The 13,917-nt window shown below is 64.8% G+C and carries 13 protein-coding genes; 10 read left to right on the top strand and 3 right to left on the bottom strand.

Features of this window, described 5'->3' with window-relative positions; all coding sequences use genetic code 11:
- The first annotated feature begins 7 nt into the window (after positions 1 to 7).
- The 4 genes from hpaE to AC3A4Z_RS15855 are packed head-to-tail and all read left to right on the top strand — an operon-like array spanning position 8 to position 4,237.
- Positions 8 to 1,519, top strand: coding sequence for a 5-carboxymethyl-2-hydroxymuconate semialdehyde dehydrogenase (gene hpaE, locus AC3A4Z_RS15870; RefSeq protein ID WP_498712631.1), 1,512 nt, complete (start codon positions 8 to 10; stop codon positions 1,517 to 1,519).
- 38 nt (positions 1,520 to 1,557) lie between these two features.
- Positions 1,558 to 2,637, top strand: coding sequence for a 3,4-dihydroxyphenylacetate 2,3-dioxygenase (gene hpaD / locus AC3A4Z_RS15865; RefSeq protein WP_498712630.1), 1,080 nt, complete (start codon positions 1,558 to 1,560; stop codon positions 2,635 to 2,637).
- Positions 2,638 to 2,639: 2 nt separating this feature from the next.
- Entirely contained in the window at positions 2,640 to 3,425 is a 786-nt protein-coding gene (gene hpaH / locus AC3A4Z_RS15860; RefSeq protein WP_498712629.1) for a 2-oxo-hept-4-ene-1,7-dioate hydratase, read from the top strand.
- Entirely contained in the window at positions 3,410 to 4,237 is an 828-nt protein-coding gene (locus tag AC3A4Z_RS15855) for an HpcH/HpaI aldolase family protein (RefSeq protein WP_498712628.1), read from the top strand. Before hpaH ends, AC3A4Z_RS15855 begins: the two co-directional genes overlap by 16 nt.
- Here the strand turns inward: AC3A4Z_RS15855 and AC3A4Z_RS15850 are convergent.
- Positions 4,231 to 5,454 carry an ROK family protein gene (locus AC3A4Z_RS15850; protein ID WP_498712627.1) on the bottom strand — a complete coding sequence of 408 codons (1,224 nt, stop codon included), beginning with the start codon at positions 5,452 to 5,454 and terminating at the stop codon, positions 4,231 to 4,233. The genes AC3A4Z_RS15855 and AC3A4Z_RS15850 overlap by 7 nt on opposite strands.
- Before the next feature lie 89 nt (positions 5,455 to 5,543).
- Between AC3A4Z_RS15850 and AC3A4Z_RS15845 the strand changes: the two genes are divergently transcribed.
- The 6 genes from AC3A4Z_RS15845 to AC3A4Z_RS15820 all read left to right on the top strand — a co-directional run bounded on the left by AC3A4Z_RS15845 (position 5,544) and on the right by AC3A4Z_RS15820 (position 12,886).
- Positions 5,544 to 6,821, top strand: coding sequence for an ABC transporter substrate-binding protein (locus AC3A4Z_RS15845; protein ID WP_498712626.1), 1,278 nt, complete (start codon positions 5,544 to 5,546; stop codon positions 6,819 to 6,821).
- A 37-nt stretch (positions 6,822 to 6,858) separates the two neighbouring features.
- Positions 6,859 to 7,797 carry a carbohydrate ABC transporter permease gene (locus AC3A4Z_RS15840; RefSeq protein ID WP_498712625.1) on the top strand — a complete coding sequence of 313 codons (939 nt, stop codon included), beginning with the start codon at positions 6,859 to 6,861 and terminating at the stop codon, positions 7,795 to 7,797.
- The gene (locus AC3A4Z_RS15835) at positions 7,794 to 8,681 is read left to right on the top strand and encodes a carbohydrate ABC transporter permease (RefSeq protein WP_498712624.1); all 888 of its coding nucleotides are present in this window, start codon (positions 7,794 to 7,796) and stop codon (positions 8,679 to 8,681) included. Before AC3A4Z_RS15840 ends, AC3A4Z_RS15835 begins: the two co-directional genes overlap by 4 nt.
- A gap of 89 nt (positions 8,682 to 8,770) precedes the next feature.
- Entirely contained in the window at positions 8,771 to 10,444 is a 1,674-nt protein-coding gene (locus AC3A4Z_RS15830) for a glycoside hydrolase family 13 protein (RefSeq protein ID WP_498712722.1), read from the top strand.
- A gap of 87 nt (positions 10,445 to 10,531) precedes the next feature.
- The gene (locus AC3A4Z_RS15825) at positions 10,532 to 11,302 is read left to right on the top strand and encodes a HupE/UreJ family protein (protein WP_498712623.1); all 771 of its coding nucleotides are present in this window, start codon (positions 10,532 to 10,534) and stop codon (positions 11,300 to 11,302) included.
- A gap of 174 nt (positions 11,303 to 11,476) precedes the next feature.
- Entirely contained in the window at positions 11,477 to 12,886 is a 1,410-nt protein-coding gene (locus AC3A4Z_RS15820) for an aldehyde dehydrogenase family protein (protein ID WP_498712622.1), read from the top strand.
- 5 nt (positions 12,887 to 12,891) lie between these two features.
- Here AC3A4Z_RS15820 and AC3A4Z_RS15815 read toward each other — a convergent pair whose 3' ends face one another.
- Together AC3A4Z_RS15815 and AC3A4Z_RS15810 are read right to left on the bottom strand one after the other, a co-directional pair.
- Entirely contained in the window at positions 12,892 to 13,278 is a 387-nt protein-coding gene (locus tag AC3A4Z_RS15815; RefSeq protein ID WP_498712721.1) for a hypothetical protein, read from the bottom strand.
- Between the two features lie 192 nt (positions 13,279 to 13,470).
- A complete protein-coding gene (locus AC3A4Z_RS15810) occupies positions 13,471 to 13,905 on the bottom strand; it encodes a heat shock protein transcriptional repressor HspR (protein ID WP_498712720.1) in 435 nt (144 codons plus the stop codon).
- Positions 13,906 to 13,917: the final 12 nt, after the last annotated feature.

The following is a 13,917-nucleotide window of genomic DNA, read 5'->3' as shown; positions in this document are numbered from 1 at the left end:
TTCAACGATGACGACCTCTGCAGAAACCGCCAAGCACTACGTGCCCCAGGATCTTCCCACCCATATCCAGCACTTCATCAACGGCCAGTTCGTTGACTCCGTGGGCGGCAAGACCTTCGATGTGCTGGATCCGGTGTCCAACCGGAACTACGCCACGGCTGCGGCCGGCCAGAAAGAGGACATCGACCTCGCCGTGGCCGCCGCCCGCGAAGCCTTTGTCAACGGCCCGTGGCCGAAGATGAAGCCCCGCGAGCGCGCCCGGGTCCTGAACAAGATCGCCGATGCCGTCGAGGCCCAGGAGGGCCGGCTCGCCGAACTCGAAACCTTCGACACCGGCCTGCCGATCACCCAGGCCAAGGGCCAAGCCCTCCGCGCGGCGGAGAACTTCCGGTTCTTCGCGGACCTGATCGTGGCCCAGTTCGATGACGCCATGAAGGTCCCCGGTTCCCAGATCAACTACGTCAATCGCAAGCCAATCGGCGTCGCCGGCCTGATCACGCCGTGGAACACCCCGTTCATGCTGGAGTCGTGGAAGCTTGCACCGGCGCTGGCCACGGGCAACACCGTGGTCCTCAAGCCCGCCGAGTTCACCCCGCTCTCCGCCTCACTGTGGGCCACCATTTTCAAGGAAGCAGGCTTGCCCGACGGCGTGTTCAACCTGGTCAACGGTCTGGGTGAGGAGGCCGGCGACGCGCTGGTCAAGCACCCGGACGTCCCGCTGATTTCCTTCACCGGCGAAACCACCACCGGCCAGACGATCTTCCGCAACGCCGCGGCCAACCTCAAGGGCCTATCCATGGAGCTCGGCGGCAAGTCCCCCTGCGTCGTGTTCGCCGACGCCGACCTGGACGCCGCGATCGACTCGGCCCTGTTCGGGGTGTTCTCCCTCAACGGTGAACGCTGCACGGCCGGCTCCCGCATCCTGGTCGAACGCGCCATCTACGACGAGTTCTGCGATAAGTACGCCGCCCGGGCCAAGAACATCGTGGTCGGGGACCCGCACGATCCCAAGACCCAGGTGGGCGCCCTGGTCCACCCCGAGCACTACGAAAAGGTGGCCTCCTACGTGGAGATCGGCAAGTCCGAAGGCCGGCTCCTGGCCGGCGGCGGCCGCCCCGACCACCTCCCCGAAGGCAACTACATCGCACCCACCGTGTTCGCCGACGTCGCCCCCGACGCCCGGATCTTCCAGGAGGAAATCTTCGGCCCCGTCGTGGCGATCACCCCGTTCGAGAACGACGACGAAGCCCTCGCCCTGGCCAACAACACCAAGTACGGCCTCGCCGCCTACATCTGGACCCAGAACCTCACCCGCGCCCATAACTTCTCCCAGAACGTCGAAGCCGGCATGGTGTGGCTGAACAGCCACAACGTCCGCGACCTGCGCACCCCGTTCGGCGGCGTCAAAGCCTCCGGCCTGGGCCACGAAGGCGGCTACCGCTCCATCGACTTCTACACCGACCAGCAGGCCGTCCACATCACCCTCGGTTCCGTGCACACGCCCAAATTCGGCGCATAACAGCGCTTCCAGACCCCTTTCAAAGAAGAGAGACCATCATGACCAACTTCGTCCCCACCCCCACTGTTCCGGCACCGGACATCGTCCGCTGCGCCTACATGGAGATCGTGGTCACCGACCTCGCCAAGTCCCGCGAGTTCTACGTCGACGTCCTCGGCCTGCACGTCACCGAAGAAGACGAGAACGCGATCTACCTGCGCTCCCTCGAGGAATTCATCCACCACAACCTGGTGCTCCGCAAGGGACCCATCGCCGCCGTCGCCGCCTTCGCCTACCGGGTCAAGTCCCCCGCCGAAGTGGATGCCGCCGAGGCCTACTACCGCGAGCTCGGCTGCCGGGTGGAGCGCCGCAAGGAAGGCTTCACCAAGGGCATCGGCGACTCCGTCCGCGTCGAGGACCCGCTGGGATTCCCCTACGAGTTCTTCTACGAGGTTCAGCACGTGGAACGCCTCACCCAGCGCTACGACCTCTACTCCGCCGGGGAACTGGTCCGCCTCGACCACTTCAACCAGGTCACCCCCGACGTCCCCCGCGGCCGCGCCTACCTCGAAGACCTCGGCTTCCGCGTCTCCGAAGACATCAAGGACTCCGACGGCGTCACCTACGCCGCCTGGATGCACCGCAAACAGACCGTCCACGACACCGCGCTCACCGGCGGCAACGGACCCCGCATGCACCACGTCGCCTTCGCCACGCACGAGAAGCACAACATCATCCAGATCTGCGACAAGATGGGCGCGCTGCGCATCAGCGACCGGATCGAACGCGGCCCCGGCCGGCACGGCGTGTCCAACGCGTTCTACCTCTACATCCTGGACCCCGACGGGCACCGCATCGAGATCTACACCCAGGACTACTACACCGGCGACCCCGACAACCCCACCATCACCTGGGACGTCCACGACAACCAGCGCCGCGACTGGTGGGGCAACCCCGTCGTCCCGTCCTGGTACACCGAGGCCTCCCTCGTTTTGGACCTGGACGGCAACCCCCAGCCCGTCATCGAACGCGAGGAAAAGTCCGAAATGGCCGTCACCGTGGGCGCCGACGGCTTCTCCTACACCCGGCCCAGCGAAGCAGCCGGGGCTGAAGGCTTCAAGCTCGGAGCGCAGCTGTAGCCATGCTGGATGCCAAGACGATTGAGGCCATCGCGGATGAGCTGCTGGAAGCCGGCCGTTCCCGGACGCCGGTGCCGCGGTTGACGGCGCGTTACCCGCACATGACGGTGGAGGATTCCTACGCGGTGCAGCAGTTGTGGCGGCGCCGGAATGAGGAAGCCGGCCGGACCCTGGTGGGGCGCAAGATCGGCCTCACGTCCAAGGCCATGCAGGACGCCACCGGCATCACCGAACCGGACTACGGCGCCATCTTCGACGACATGGTCTTCGAAACCGGCTGCTCGGTGGAGTGGGACCAGTACACCCACCCACGGGTGGAGGTGGAACTGGCGTTCGTGCTGAAGGACGGTCTCAAAGGCCCTGGCGTCACCATCTTCGACGTCCTCAAGGCCACCGACTACGTGGTCCCGGCCCTCGAAATCCTGGACTCCAGGATCGAGATGGAGGGCCGGACCATCGTGGACACCATCTCCGACAACGCCGCCATGGGCGCCATGGTAATCGGCGGCCGGCCCGTGAAGCCGGACGCCGTGGACCTCCGCTGGGTTTCCGCGATCCTCTACAAGAACCAGACCGTGGAGGAAACCGGCGTCGCCGCCGGTGTCCTGGACCACCCCGCCAACGGCGTCCACTGGCTCGCGAACAAAATCGCCGCCCACGGCGACTCGCTCAAGGCCGGGGACATCATCCTCGCCGGCTCCTTCACCCGCCCGCTCTGGGTCTACAAGGGCGATACTGTCCACGCCGATTACGGACCTTTGGGGAGTGTCACATGCCGTTTCCAGTAGAAACCACCTTCCGGTCCGCTTTGGCTGAGGCCAAGCGCCCACTGGCCGGGATGTGGGTGTGCTCCGGCAGCCCGCTGGTCGCCGAGCTCTGCGCCGGATCCGGGCTGGACTGGCTGCTGATCGACGCCGAGCACAGCCCCAACGGCCTCGAATCCATCCTCGCCCAGCTCCAGGCAGTCAACGGCTACCCGGTCCAGGTGATGGTCCGGCCGCCGGTCAACGACACCGTGCTGATCAAGCAGTACCTGGACCTCGGCGTACAGAACCTGCTCATCCCCATGGTCAACTCCGTCGACGAGGCCGAGGGAGCTGTGGCAGCCACCCGTTACCCGCCGCAAGGCGTGCGGGGCGTCGGCTCGGCGCTGGCGAGGGCTGCCCGCTGGAACCGGGTGCCGGACTACCTCGCCCGCGCCGGCGAGACGATCAGCGTCACCGTCCAAATCGAGTCGACGGCGGCAGTGGACGCCGTGGCGGACATCCTGAAAGTGGACGGCTTGGACGCCATCTTCATCGGCCCGTCCGACCTCGCCGCCTCCATGGGCCTCCTCGGACAGCAGGAACACCCCGAGGTGCGCGCCGCCGTCGAACACTGCCTCGCCGCAGCGAAAGCCGCCGGGAAACCAGCCGGCGTCAACGCCTTCAACCCCGACACCGCCCACCACTACCTCGACAACGGCGCCAACTTCATCCTCGTCGGCGCCGACGTCGCCCTCCTCGCCCGCGGCTCCGAAGCCCTCGCCAAGCAGTACGTCAAACAGGCCGACGGCGAAGGCCCGGTGGTTGAGCCTGTCGAAACCCGGCGGAGCTACTGACGCCGAGCGGGCCAGGATCGGGTGGCCCTGGGGAGGAACGCGCCCGGTTCGTGTTCCACCCGTGTCAATGCGGATTCGATGGCACCTTTGACCACCACCTCTGCTCCTAGTGTGCTTGCAACGAGTTCCGGGAGCGGAAGGTCGGCATCTGCGGGCAGCAGGCTGCGTGCATGATCGAGGACGGGGTCGATGGCCCGTGAAATGCCGCCGGCGACAACTATGCGCTCAATGTCCAGGAGGCTGGAGAGCACCACCGCAATGCGCGCCAGGCGGGCACCAAGCCGGGCAATGATGTCCGCAGCCAGAGGGTCTCCCTGGAGGGCTGCCTGGAATACATCTTCGGCGTTGATCTCGCCCTCGGGTATGTGCCGCAGAATGGTTTTTCCCTCGTATGACCGGATACGCGAGCGTGCCCACTTCCGCGCAAGTGCGCCAAACCCATCCGCACCCCCTTCATCAGGCACAAATTTGCCCGCGGTGAGCGTGTTCAGGAACCGCATTTCCCCTGCGCCCCCTCGGGGCCCGCGCAGGAGGCGCCCATCGACAATCAGGCCTGCACCGAACCGCTCCCCCGTCAACAACGTTGCCTGGTTGTCTGACGGTTCGTGTGCACGTTCAGCAATAGCGGCGAGGTTGGCGTCATTCTCGACGACGACCCTGCCTCTAAGGTGCGAGGCAAAGTCGGAATTCATCAGATGCCAGAACTCTCCTTCGGGCGACAAACCGTTAGCGTCGATCGGCGCGGGAATGCCCACGACAGTGAGTAAGACGTCGTCAAGGTCGCGTCCGATGTCAAGGAGGGTCAGACGGATCAGCTCACGTGCCTTCGCACCGCGGCCTGCACGGCCCAGCGCGTGCGAGTCAATGCTCTGGCGGCGAGTGCCCAGCTCACGGCCGCGCAGATCCGCAACGATGGTTGTGAAGTACGTTTCCCCTGCGTCAAGCCCAACAACAACACCGGCCGCCTCGCGCAATTGATAGCGGCGGGCCGGCCTGCCCTTGAGTGAGCGGCCGGCGGCCTGGTTGTCTTCCACTTCCTCGAGCCAGCCGGCGCCGACCAGCCCGTCGCACACGCCCAGCACCGTTGCGCGCGTCAGGCCAGTCGCGGCCATGGCCTCTCCGGCTGTGAATACATGCTCCTGGAGAGCAAAACGCACCAATGCATCCGAGTTGATCTGCCGCAACAGCTGCGTTGAGCTCGCCGTGGTCTGATTCATCCCTTGACGATAGCGGCTCTATCCCCCATCCTCGTATAGGACCTAAATATAAGTTCCAAATAAATTCGAGTATGACCGCTTAGGAGCCGATGTTGCCACCTTTGACGTCCAACGGGACGGGAGTCTCCCGGCGCACATTCCTTGCCGCTGCCGGGGGCGCACTGACCGCTTTCGGCTTGGCTGGGTGTGCTCCGGGAGGCACTCGTCCAACCGTCACGTTCCACCAGTCAAAACCGGAAGCCGTGCCGTACTTCCGCGATCTGGCGGCGAAGTTCACCGCCTCGCAAGACCGGTTCCGCGTACTGCACGACATGGCGACAAACCTCTCGGCCAGCTTTGTGCGCAGCAGTCCGCCGGATCTCGGTTGCCTCAACTACAACCTTGAAATGGCCCGCTTCATGGAGCGCGGGGCTCTGGCGGACCTTTCCGATCTTCCGGCGGCAGCTTCCATCCGGGACGACGTCCTCGACCTCACGAACTGGTACCCCACCTACCCCGGCCGGACGAGCGTCATCCCTTACTCGGTCATGGCTGCCTCGGTCATCTACAACCGGCGCATCTTTGAGCAGAACGGACTGGCCGTCCCGAGGACCTGGGACGAACTGATCCAGGTGTGCGAGGCGCTCAAGGCAGCAGGCATCACCCCGATCTATGGCACCTTCCGGGATCCCTGGACCATTGCGCAGGGCCTCTTCGACTACACGGTGGGCGGCATGGTCAACGTGCGCGACTTCTACCAAAAGATGCATGAGATCGGCGACAAGGTGGGACCGGATTCCGAAGTGTCGTTCCAGAAAACGCTGCTCGAGCCGGTGAAGCGCATGGTCCAGCTGAAGTCCTACGTCAACCCCGATGCGTCGAGCCGCGGCTACGGAGACGGCAATACCGCCATGGCCCAGGGCCAGGCAGCCATGTACTTCCAAGGGCCCTGGGCCTTCGGCGAGATCGAAAAAGCCGGCACGGATATCGATCTGGGCACCTTCCCGCTGCCGATGACCGGCAACCCCGCTGACCTGAAAGTCCGCGTAAACATCGACCTTTCGCTGTGGGTTCCGGAAGTCGCCAATGCCCGGGAAGGTGCACGCGCATTCCTTCAGCACCTCATGCAGCCGGAGATCCAGAACTCCTACAACGCCGAATTCCTGGGATTCGGCACCACCAAAGACGCGCCGGCGGTCACCGACCCCCGGATCGTTGAGATGCAGAAGTACTACGACGAGGGCCGGTTCTACATGGGCGCCTCACAGTTCATCCCGAACTCGATCCCGGCGGCCAACTACTTCCAGTCGATCATCGGCGGCGCCGACCCCGAGGGCACGCTGCGCCGGATGGACGCCGACTGGGCGCGCCTGGCTTTCCGCGCGTGACAACCCTTCCGACCTGATGCACGAAACGAGGACCACCATGTCATTGACGACGAAGCCTTCCACCGGAGCGGTGGTGACGGCCCCGCCAGCGACCAGAGCGACACGTGCGCGCAAAAGCCGCGTCGATCCGCTGTACTACTTTTTCCTTTTCCCCTCCCTGGCGATCTTCACGCTCGCCGTCACCCTGCCGGCCGTCCTCGGATTCATCTACAGCTTCACGAATTCCGTTGGCTTCGGCGACTTCGACTTCATCGGCATCCGAAACTTCATCGCGGTGTTCCAGGATGAGGGAGTCCTCAGCGCCTACGGCTTCACGCTTGGTTTTGCTCTCGTGACCGTCATCGTCGTAAACGCTGTCGCCTTCCTTCTGGCTCTGGGGCTTACGTCCCGTGTCCGCTTCCGGACCGCGCTGCGTACGGTATTCGTGATCCCGATGGTCATCTCGGGCATCGTCATCGCGTTCGTCTTCCAATACCTCTTCTCGAACTCGCTGCCCCTCGTGGGCCAAGGCCTGGGCATCGAACCGCTGGCGACGAGCATCCTCGCCAACCCCGACCTCGCGTGGCTGGCGATCGTCTTCGTCGCGGCGTGGCAGTCGATTCCGAGTGCGATGCTGATCTACATCGCAGGGCTCCTTACGGTACCCGCCGAGGTTTACGAGGCAAGCTCCATCGACGGCGCAACGCCCTGGCACAACCTGCGGCACATCACCCTGCCGCTCGTTGCCGGGTATGCCGTGATCAACATGGTTCTCGGTTTCAAGAACTACCTCAACGCCTATGACATCATCGTGGGCCTCACCGACGGCGGCCCCGGCGTGTCCACCCGCAGCGTCGCGATGTCGATCTTCCGCGGCTTCGAAGGCGGCGACTACGCGTACCAGATGGCCAATGCCGTGATCTTCTTCCTCATCAGCATCGTCATCGCACTCATCCAGCTTCGCTTCACCCGTGGCAAAGGAGGGATCGCAGCATGAGCAGCGCACCCAGCACCATCACAGCAGGACCCGCCGCCGGAACCAGCGAAGCGGTCCGCGCCGGCCAGGAGCGCAGCAACTGGCCCGTCACCATCATCCTGATCGTCTGCACGCTTAGCGTGCTCGTCCCCCTGTACGTCACCCTCAGCATGGCGTTCAAGACCACCGGCCAGGCGGTGGACGGCAACGCCTTTTCGCTGCCGAACCCCCTAACCTTCGACAGTTTCGTCCAGGCATGGACGCTCACGAACTTCCCCCGCGGCTTCGCGATCTCGGTGTTTGTGTCCGTCACGGCGGTAGCGGGCGAAATCATCGTGTCGGCGCTGGCAGCCTACGCGATCGTCCGCAACTGGGACCGCCGGCTCTTCCGCTGGTCCTTCTTCTACCTGCTCGCGGCGATGTTCATCCCGTTCCCCGTGGTGGCGCTGCCGCAGATCCAGCTCACCGGCCTCGTGGGACTGGACAACCCGCTGGGCGTGGCAATCCTGCACATCGTGTTTGCCCTGGCGTTCAACACGATGCTCTTTACCGCGTTCCTGCGCTCCATCCCGGTGGAACTGGAGGAAAGCATGCGCATTGACGGCGCCGGGACGTGGCAGGTGTTCTGGAGGCTGATCTTCCCCCTGCTCGGACCCATGAGCGCAACAGTGGGCATCTTCGCATTCATCGCATCCTGGAACGACTTCATGATGCCCTCACTCATCATCTCCGACCCCGAACTGCAGACGATCCCGGTGTTGCAGAAGATGTTCCAGACACAGTTCAGCAACAGCTACAACGTCGCCTTCGCTTCGTACCTGATGGCGATGGCCCCCGCGATCGTCGTCTACCTGTTCACCCAGCGCTGGGTGATGGCCGGCCTGACCCAAGGCGCCGTGAAGTGAGCCCAACCGCGACACCGACCGCAATCAAAGTAAAGGAACCAGTCTTGCCCTCCATCGCCATCCAGGAAACCAGCGACGTGCACGTGAACATGGCCGATCCCAACTGGTGGCGGCAGGCCTCGGTCTACCAGATCTACCCCCGCAGTTTCTCCGACTCCAACGGTGACGGCATCGGTGACATCAACGGCATCACCGCCAAAGTTCCGTACCTGAAATCCCTGGGGATCGACGCCGTCTGGCTGAGCCCGTTCTACCCTTCGGCCCTCGCGGACGGCGGCTATGACGTGGACGACTATTGCAACGTTGACCCACGGCTCGGCACGCTGGAGGACTTCAGCGGCATGGCTTCCGCCCTCCACGCCGTCGGCATCAAGCTGATTGTGGACATCGTGCCCAACCACTCCTCGAACCGTCACGAGTGGTTCCAGGAAGCCCTCGCCTCGCCCAAGGGGTCTCCCGCCCGCGACCGCTACATCTTCAGGGACGGGCTGGGCGAAAACGGCGAGCTGCCGCCGTCGGACTGGGACTCCGTCTTCGGCGGTCCCGCGTGGGAGCGCATCACCGAACCCGACGGCACGGCCGGCCAGTGGTACATGCACATCTTCGCTAAGGAACAGCCCGACTTCAATTGGGACAACACCGAAGTCCGCCAGGACTTCCTGAAGACCCTGCGCTTCTGGTCGGACCTCGGCGTGGACGGCTTCCGCATCGACGTCGCCCATGCCCTGACCAAGAACCTCGAGGAGACCCTGCCCACCAAGGCAGACCTCGAAGCCCAGGGCGAGGCGCTTTACCTTGCCGGCGCACATCCGTACTGGGACCGTGACGAAGTCCACGGGATCTACGCCGAGTGGCGGAAGGTCTTCAACGAATACAACCCGCCGCGCACCGCCGTTGCCGAAGCCTGGGTGCACGCGGACCGCCGTGCCCGTTATGCCAGCCCTGAGGGGCTGGGCCAGGCCTTCAACTTCGACCTGCTGCAGGCAGATTTCGACGGCGCCCAGTTCCGGCAGATCATCACCAAGAACCTCGCCGAGGCTGAGGCCTCCGGTGCGTCCTCCACGTGGGTGTTCTCAAACCACGACGTCGTCCGCCACGCAACACGCTACGGGCTTCCCGTGTCCAAATCTTCGGCCGAGGACGGGATCATGGCCGGCGAGGCCGGCAAGCAATGGCTGCTCGCCGGCGGCAAGCAGGAAGACGTGGACGTCGAACTCGGCCTGCGCCGCGCCCGCGCCGCCTCGCTGTTAATGTTCGCTCTCCCGGGCTCCGCGTACCTGTACCAGGGCGAGGAACTGGGCCTGCAGGAAGTGGGCAGCGAAATTCCCGACGCCGAACGCCAGGACCCGGCCTTCTTCCGCAACAAGGGCGTGGAAGTCGGGCGGGACGGTTGCCGCGTCCCGTTGCCCTGGACAGCGTCGGGCAGTTCCTTCGGATTCGGGACGGGCGGTGCGCACTTACCGCAACCAGACTGGTTCGCCAGCCATTCAGTGGAAGTCCAGGAAGCCCAGGAAGACTCAACGCTGTCCCTATACCGCAGGGCGCTGGCCCTGCGGTCACAATTTCAAACCGCTGAAACGCTGGAATGGCTGGAAACCGGGAGGTCCGACGTCCTGGCCATCCGACGTCCCAACGGCTGGACCTCCGTAACGAACTTTGGCACGGAAGCCTATAAGCTGCCCGCCGGCCAGGTACTGGTTTCCAGTTCGCCACTCGAAGCAGGTTCCCTGCCCCAAGCCACCACTGCCTGGCTCCAGCCGTAGCCGTGATGGGAGCTGAAGCCACCTCCCCGAGCACTGCGTGGCGGCCCGGCTCCTGGGCTCTTGTGCATGCGCGAGTACCATATCCGCATGGAAGCCCTTCACATCGCGCCAGGTGAAGGAGACGCGCTGGGCAGTTTCGGATCCATGTTCGTTCACGGGATGCAGCACATCCAGGGCGGCACTGACCACCAGCTGTTCCTGCTCACCCTTCTGCTGGTGGCTCCGCTGATGGCTTCCGGCCGCCGTTGGGGCGGAGCTGCGCGGGCGAAGGACGCCGTGCGCCGCATCGCAGCAATGACCCTCGCTTTTACGGTAGGACATTCGGTCACCCTGGCTTTAGGAACCCTCGGCGTTCCCGTTCCAACCGGGCCCGTCGAAGCGCTCATCGCGGTCAGCATCCTCGTTGCAGCCGCCCACGCCATCGCGCCTGTTTTCCCCGGCAAGGAGACCTTCGTTGCGGGATTCTTCGGCCTGATCCACGGCCTGGCTTTCTCGAACACCCTCCGCGAATTCGACCTCAGCGGACTCAACCTCGGGCTCTCGCTCCTTGCCTTCAACCTGGGCATTGAAGCCATGCAGCTGGCAGTGGTCGGCCTGGTGCTCCCGCCCCTGATCCTGATTGCCAAGGCAGGGCGCTACACGATTCTGCGCCTGGTCTCGGCGTCGGTCTCGGCCGTCGCCGCCGTGGGTTGGCTCCTGGCCCGGCTTGGGCTGCCAAACACCGTGGGCGACGTGGCCGACCGGTTTGGCCTGGTTTCGCTCCCCGCACTGGTGGTGCTGCTGTGGATTGCTGCCCTCCTCAGCTTTTCGTTCGCCCGGGAACAGGACGGAACCGTCGCCGTCCGGAGGGCTGAATGAGGCTGCCCGGGCGCATCCGTCTTTGACTCTGCCGCCTGTCCCTTACAAGAGCTGTTCCTTCCACGACAAGGGTCCTGCGCATAAAGACAAGCCGTCGGCGCGGCCCGCCAGCCAGACTGGGAGCAACCCGCCGGCCATCCGGCAAGCGCCTGACTACTCGAAGTGGAGTACCCCATGGAAACTTACGATGCCCTTCTGGCGTCCATTTCTCCCGCCTCCGGCACCGGACGGACCATTCTGGATCCGGCCACCGGTGGGGCCGTGGGCGAGGCGCCCATCCACTCCCTCGAAGACCTCGAACAGGCCGTTGCCGACGCCCGGGCAGCCCAGCCCGCGTGGGCTGCGTTGGGCCACGACGCCCGATCCGCCGCGCTCCTGAAAGCAGCCGACGCCGTCGAACGCTCCGCCGAAGAGCTCGCCCGGCTGCTCTCCCGCGAGCAGGGCAAACCCCTCAACGGCCCCAACGCCCGCTTCGAAGTGGGCGCCTGCGCGGCATGGCTGCGCGCCGCGGCCGCCACCGCACTGGAACCGGAAACGCTGGTGGACGACGGCGAAACGTACGCCGAGCTGCACTACAAGCCCATCGGCGTTGTCGGCGCCATCGGCCCGTGGAACTGGCCCATGATGATCACCGTCTGGCAGATCGCACCCGCCCTGCGCATGGGCAACGCCGTGGTCGTCAAGCCCTCCGAGTACACCCCACTGAGCGTCCTGGCACTCATCAAAGTCATCAACGAAGAACTGCCCGAAGGACTCCTCACCGCCATCAACGGAGGACGCGACGCCGGCGCCCGCCTGGCCGAACACCCCGCCATCGGCAAAATCATGTTCACCGGATCCACCGCCACAGGCAAAGCCATCATCAAATCCTCCGCGGACACCGTCAAACGCCTCACCCTCGAACTCGGCGGCAACGACGCCGGCATCGTCCTGCCCGACGCCGACCCCAAAGCCATCGCCGAAGACCTCTTCTGGGGCGCCTTCATCAACACCGGCCAAACCTGCGCCGCACTCAAACGCCTCTACGTCCACACCGACATCTACGACGCCCTCTGCGAAGAACTCACCACCGTCGCCGCAGCCATGCCCATGGGCAACGGCCTGGACGAAAACAACGTCCTGGGCCCCCTGCAGAACAAGACCCAGTACGACATCGTCACCAACCTCGTGGAAGCAGCCAGGGCTTCCGGGGCCCGCATCCTCCTCGGCGGCAACCCCAACACCAGCCAGCCCGGCTACTTCTACCCCACCACCCTGGTAGCGGACATCGACAACAACAACCCGCTCGTGGCAGAGGAACAGTTCGGCCCCGCCCTGCCCATCATCAAATACAGCACCATCGACGAAGCCGTGGAAAAAGCCAACGGACTCGACGTCGGACTCGGCGCCTCCGTCTGGTCCGCCAACCGTGACGCCGCCCGCGAAGTCGCCGCACGCCTCCAGGCCGGCACCGTCTGGATCAACAAGCACGGCGCCGTGGACCCGCGGATCCCCTTCGGCGGGGCCAAACAATCCGGCTACGGCCTCGAGTTCGGCGTCGAAGGCCTCAAGGCCCTCGGCGTCCCCCAGGTCATCAACGGCTGATAGGGCTACCCCATCGCGGGGGCAGCGGCGGTCCGGCCCGAGAGCTGGCGCCGGGCCCAGCGGGCCAGCTTTTTGCCCTTGCCCTTCCACCAGTTGTCCTCGTCCTTGTCGTGGTGCAGCCGGAAAATGATGGCCATGAGCACAAACATGCCCATCACCACATCGATCCAGGAAGCCAGCACCAGGGCAATCAATACGGTCACCCCGTTGGCAATGATGGACGGAACAGCGAGCGTCCGGAAGACGGTGCTGGCCACGTAGCGCCGGTGGGACCGCGGCACGGACAAGGCCCGCACCATGTCGAAGCACACGCATACCACCACCACCGTCTGGCCGAGCGCCAGCAGGATCTGGCCGGGAATCGAGCCGCTGAACGCGGACACTGCTTCCATGCCCGGGCTCATCGGAAAACCCTGGTGCCTTTGCGGCAGGAAACCTGCCCGTGGGTACCAAACATAAAAACCCCCAGAAACTTGGAACCACTGCTGCTGATCCAGCGGCAGTGGTTCCATTCAAGTTTCCGGAGGTAAAAGCGTCACGAGTAGTGGGTACTCGAATTTCGGCCGGCCCTCTTAAAGCGGTACCTATTTGCCGATCGCCCGCGGTCGCCAGAGCACCACGGCCTGGGACCGCGGCCGGGGGCGCTGCCCACGGGCCAGGCTGACCACGTCTCCCGCGGCGCCTGCCGCGAAAATCCGGGAATCGAACGGCTGCGGGCGCCGGCTGAGTTCCTCGGAGAGTTCCGAGACCCGGCGCTGCAGGGCGGCCACCTGGTTTTCGAGTTCCAGGATCCGCTTGATGCCTTCGAGCGAGACGCCTTCCTGGGACAGCCGCTGCACTTCGCGCAGCATGTTGACGTCCCGCTGCGAGTACCGGCGGGACTTGCCGGGCGCGCGGCTGGGCGAAACGATGCCCAGCCGGTCGTACTGGCGGAGCGTCTGGGGGTGCATGTCCGCCAGTTCAGCCGCCACCGATATCACGAAGATCGGCTGGTCCGAGTTTATGTTCGCGGCGTTGATGTCCACGGCTCA

Source organism: Arthrobacter sp. Soil_C_49, assembly GCF_057656635.1.
Note: the sequence above shows the minus strand (reverse complement) of the source record. Positions and strands in the feature narration are given on the sequence as shown.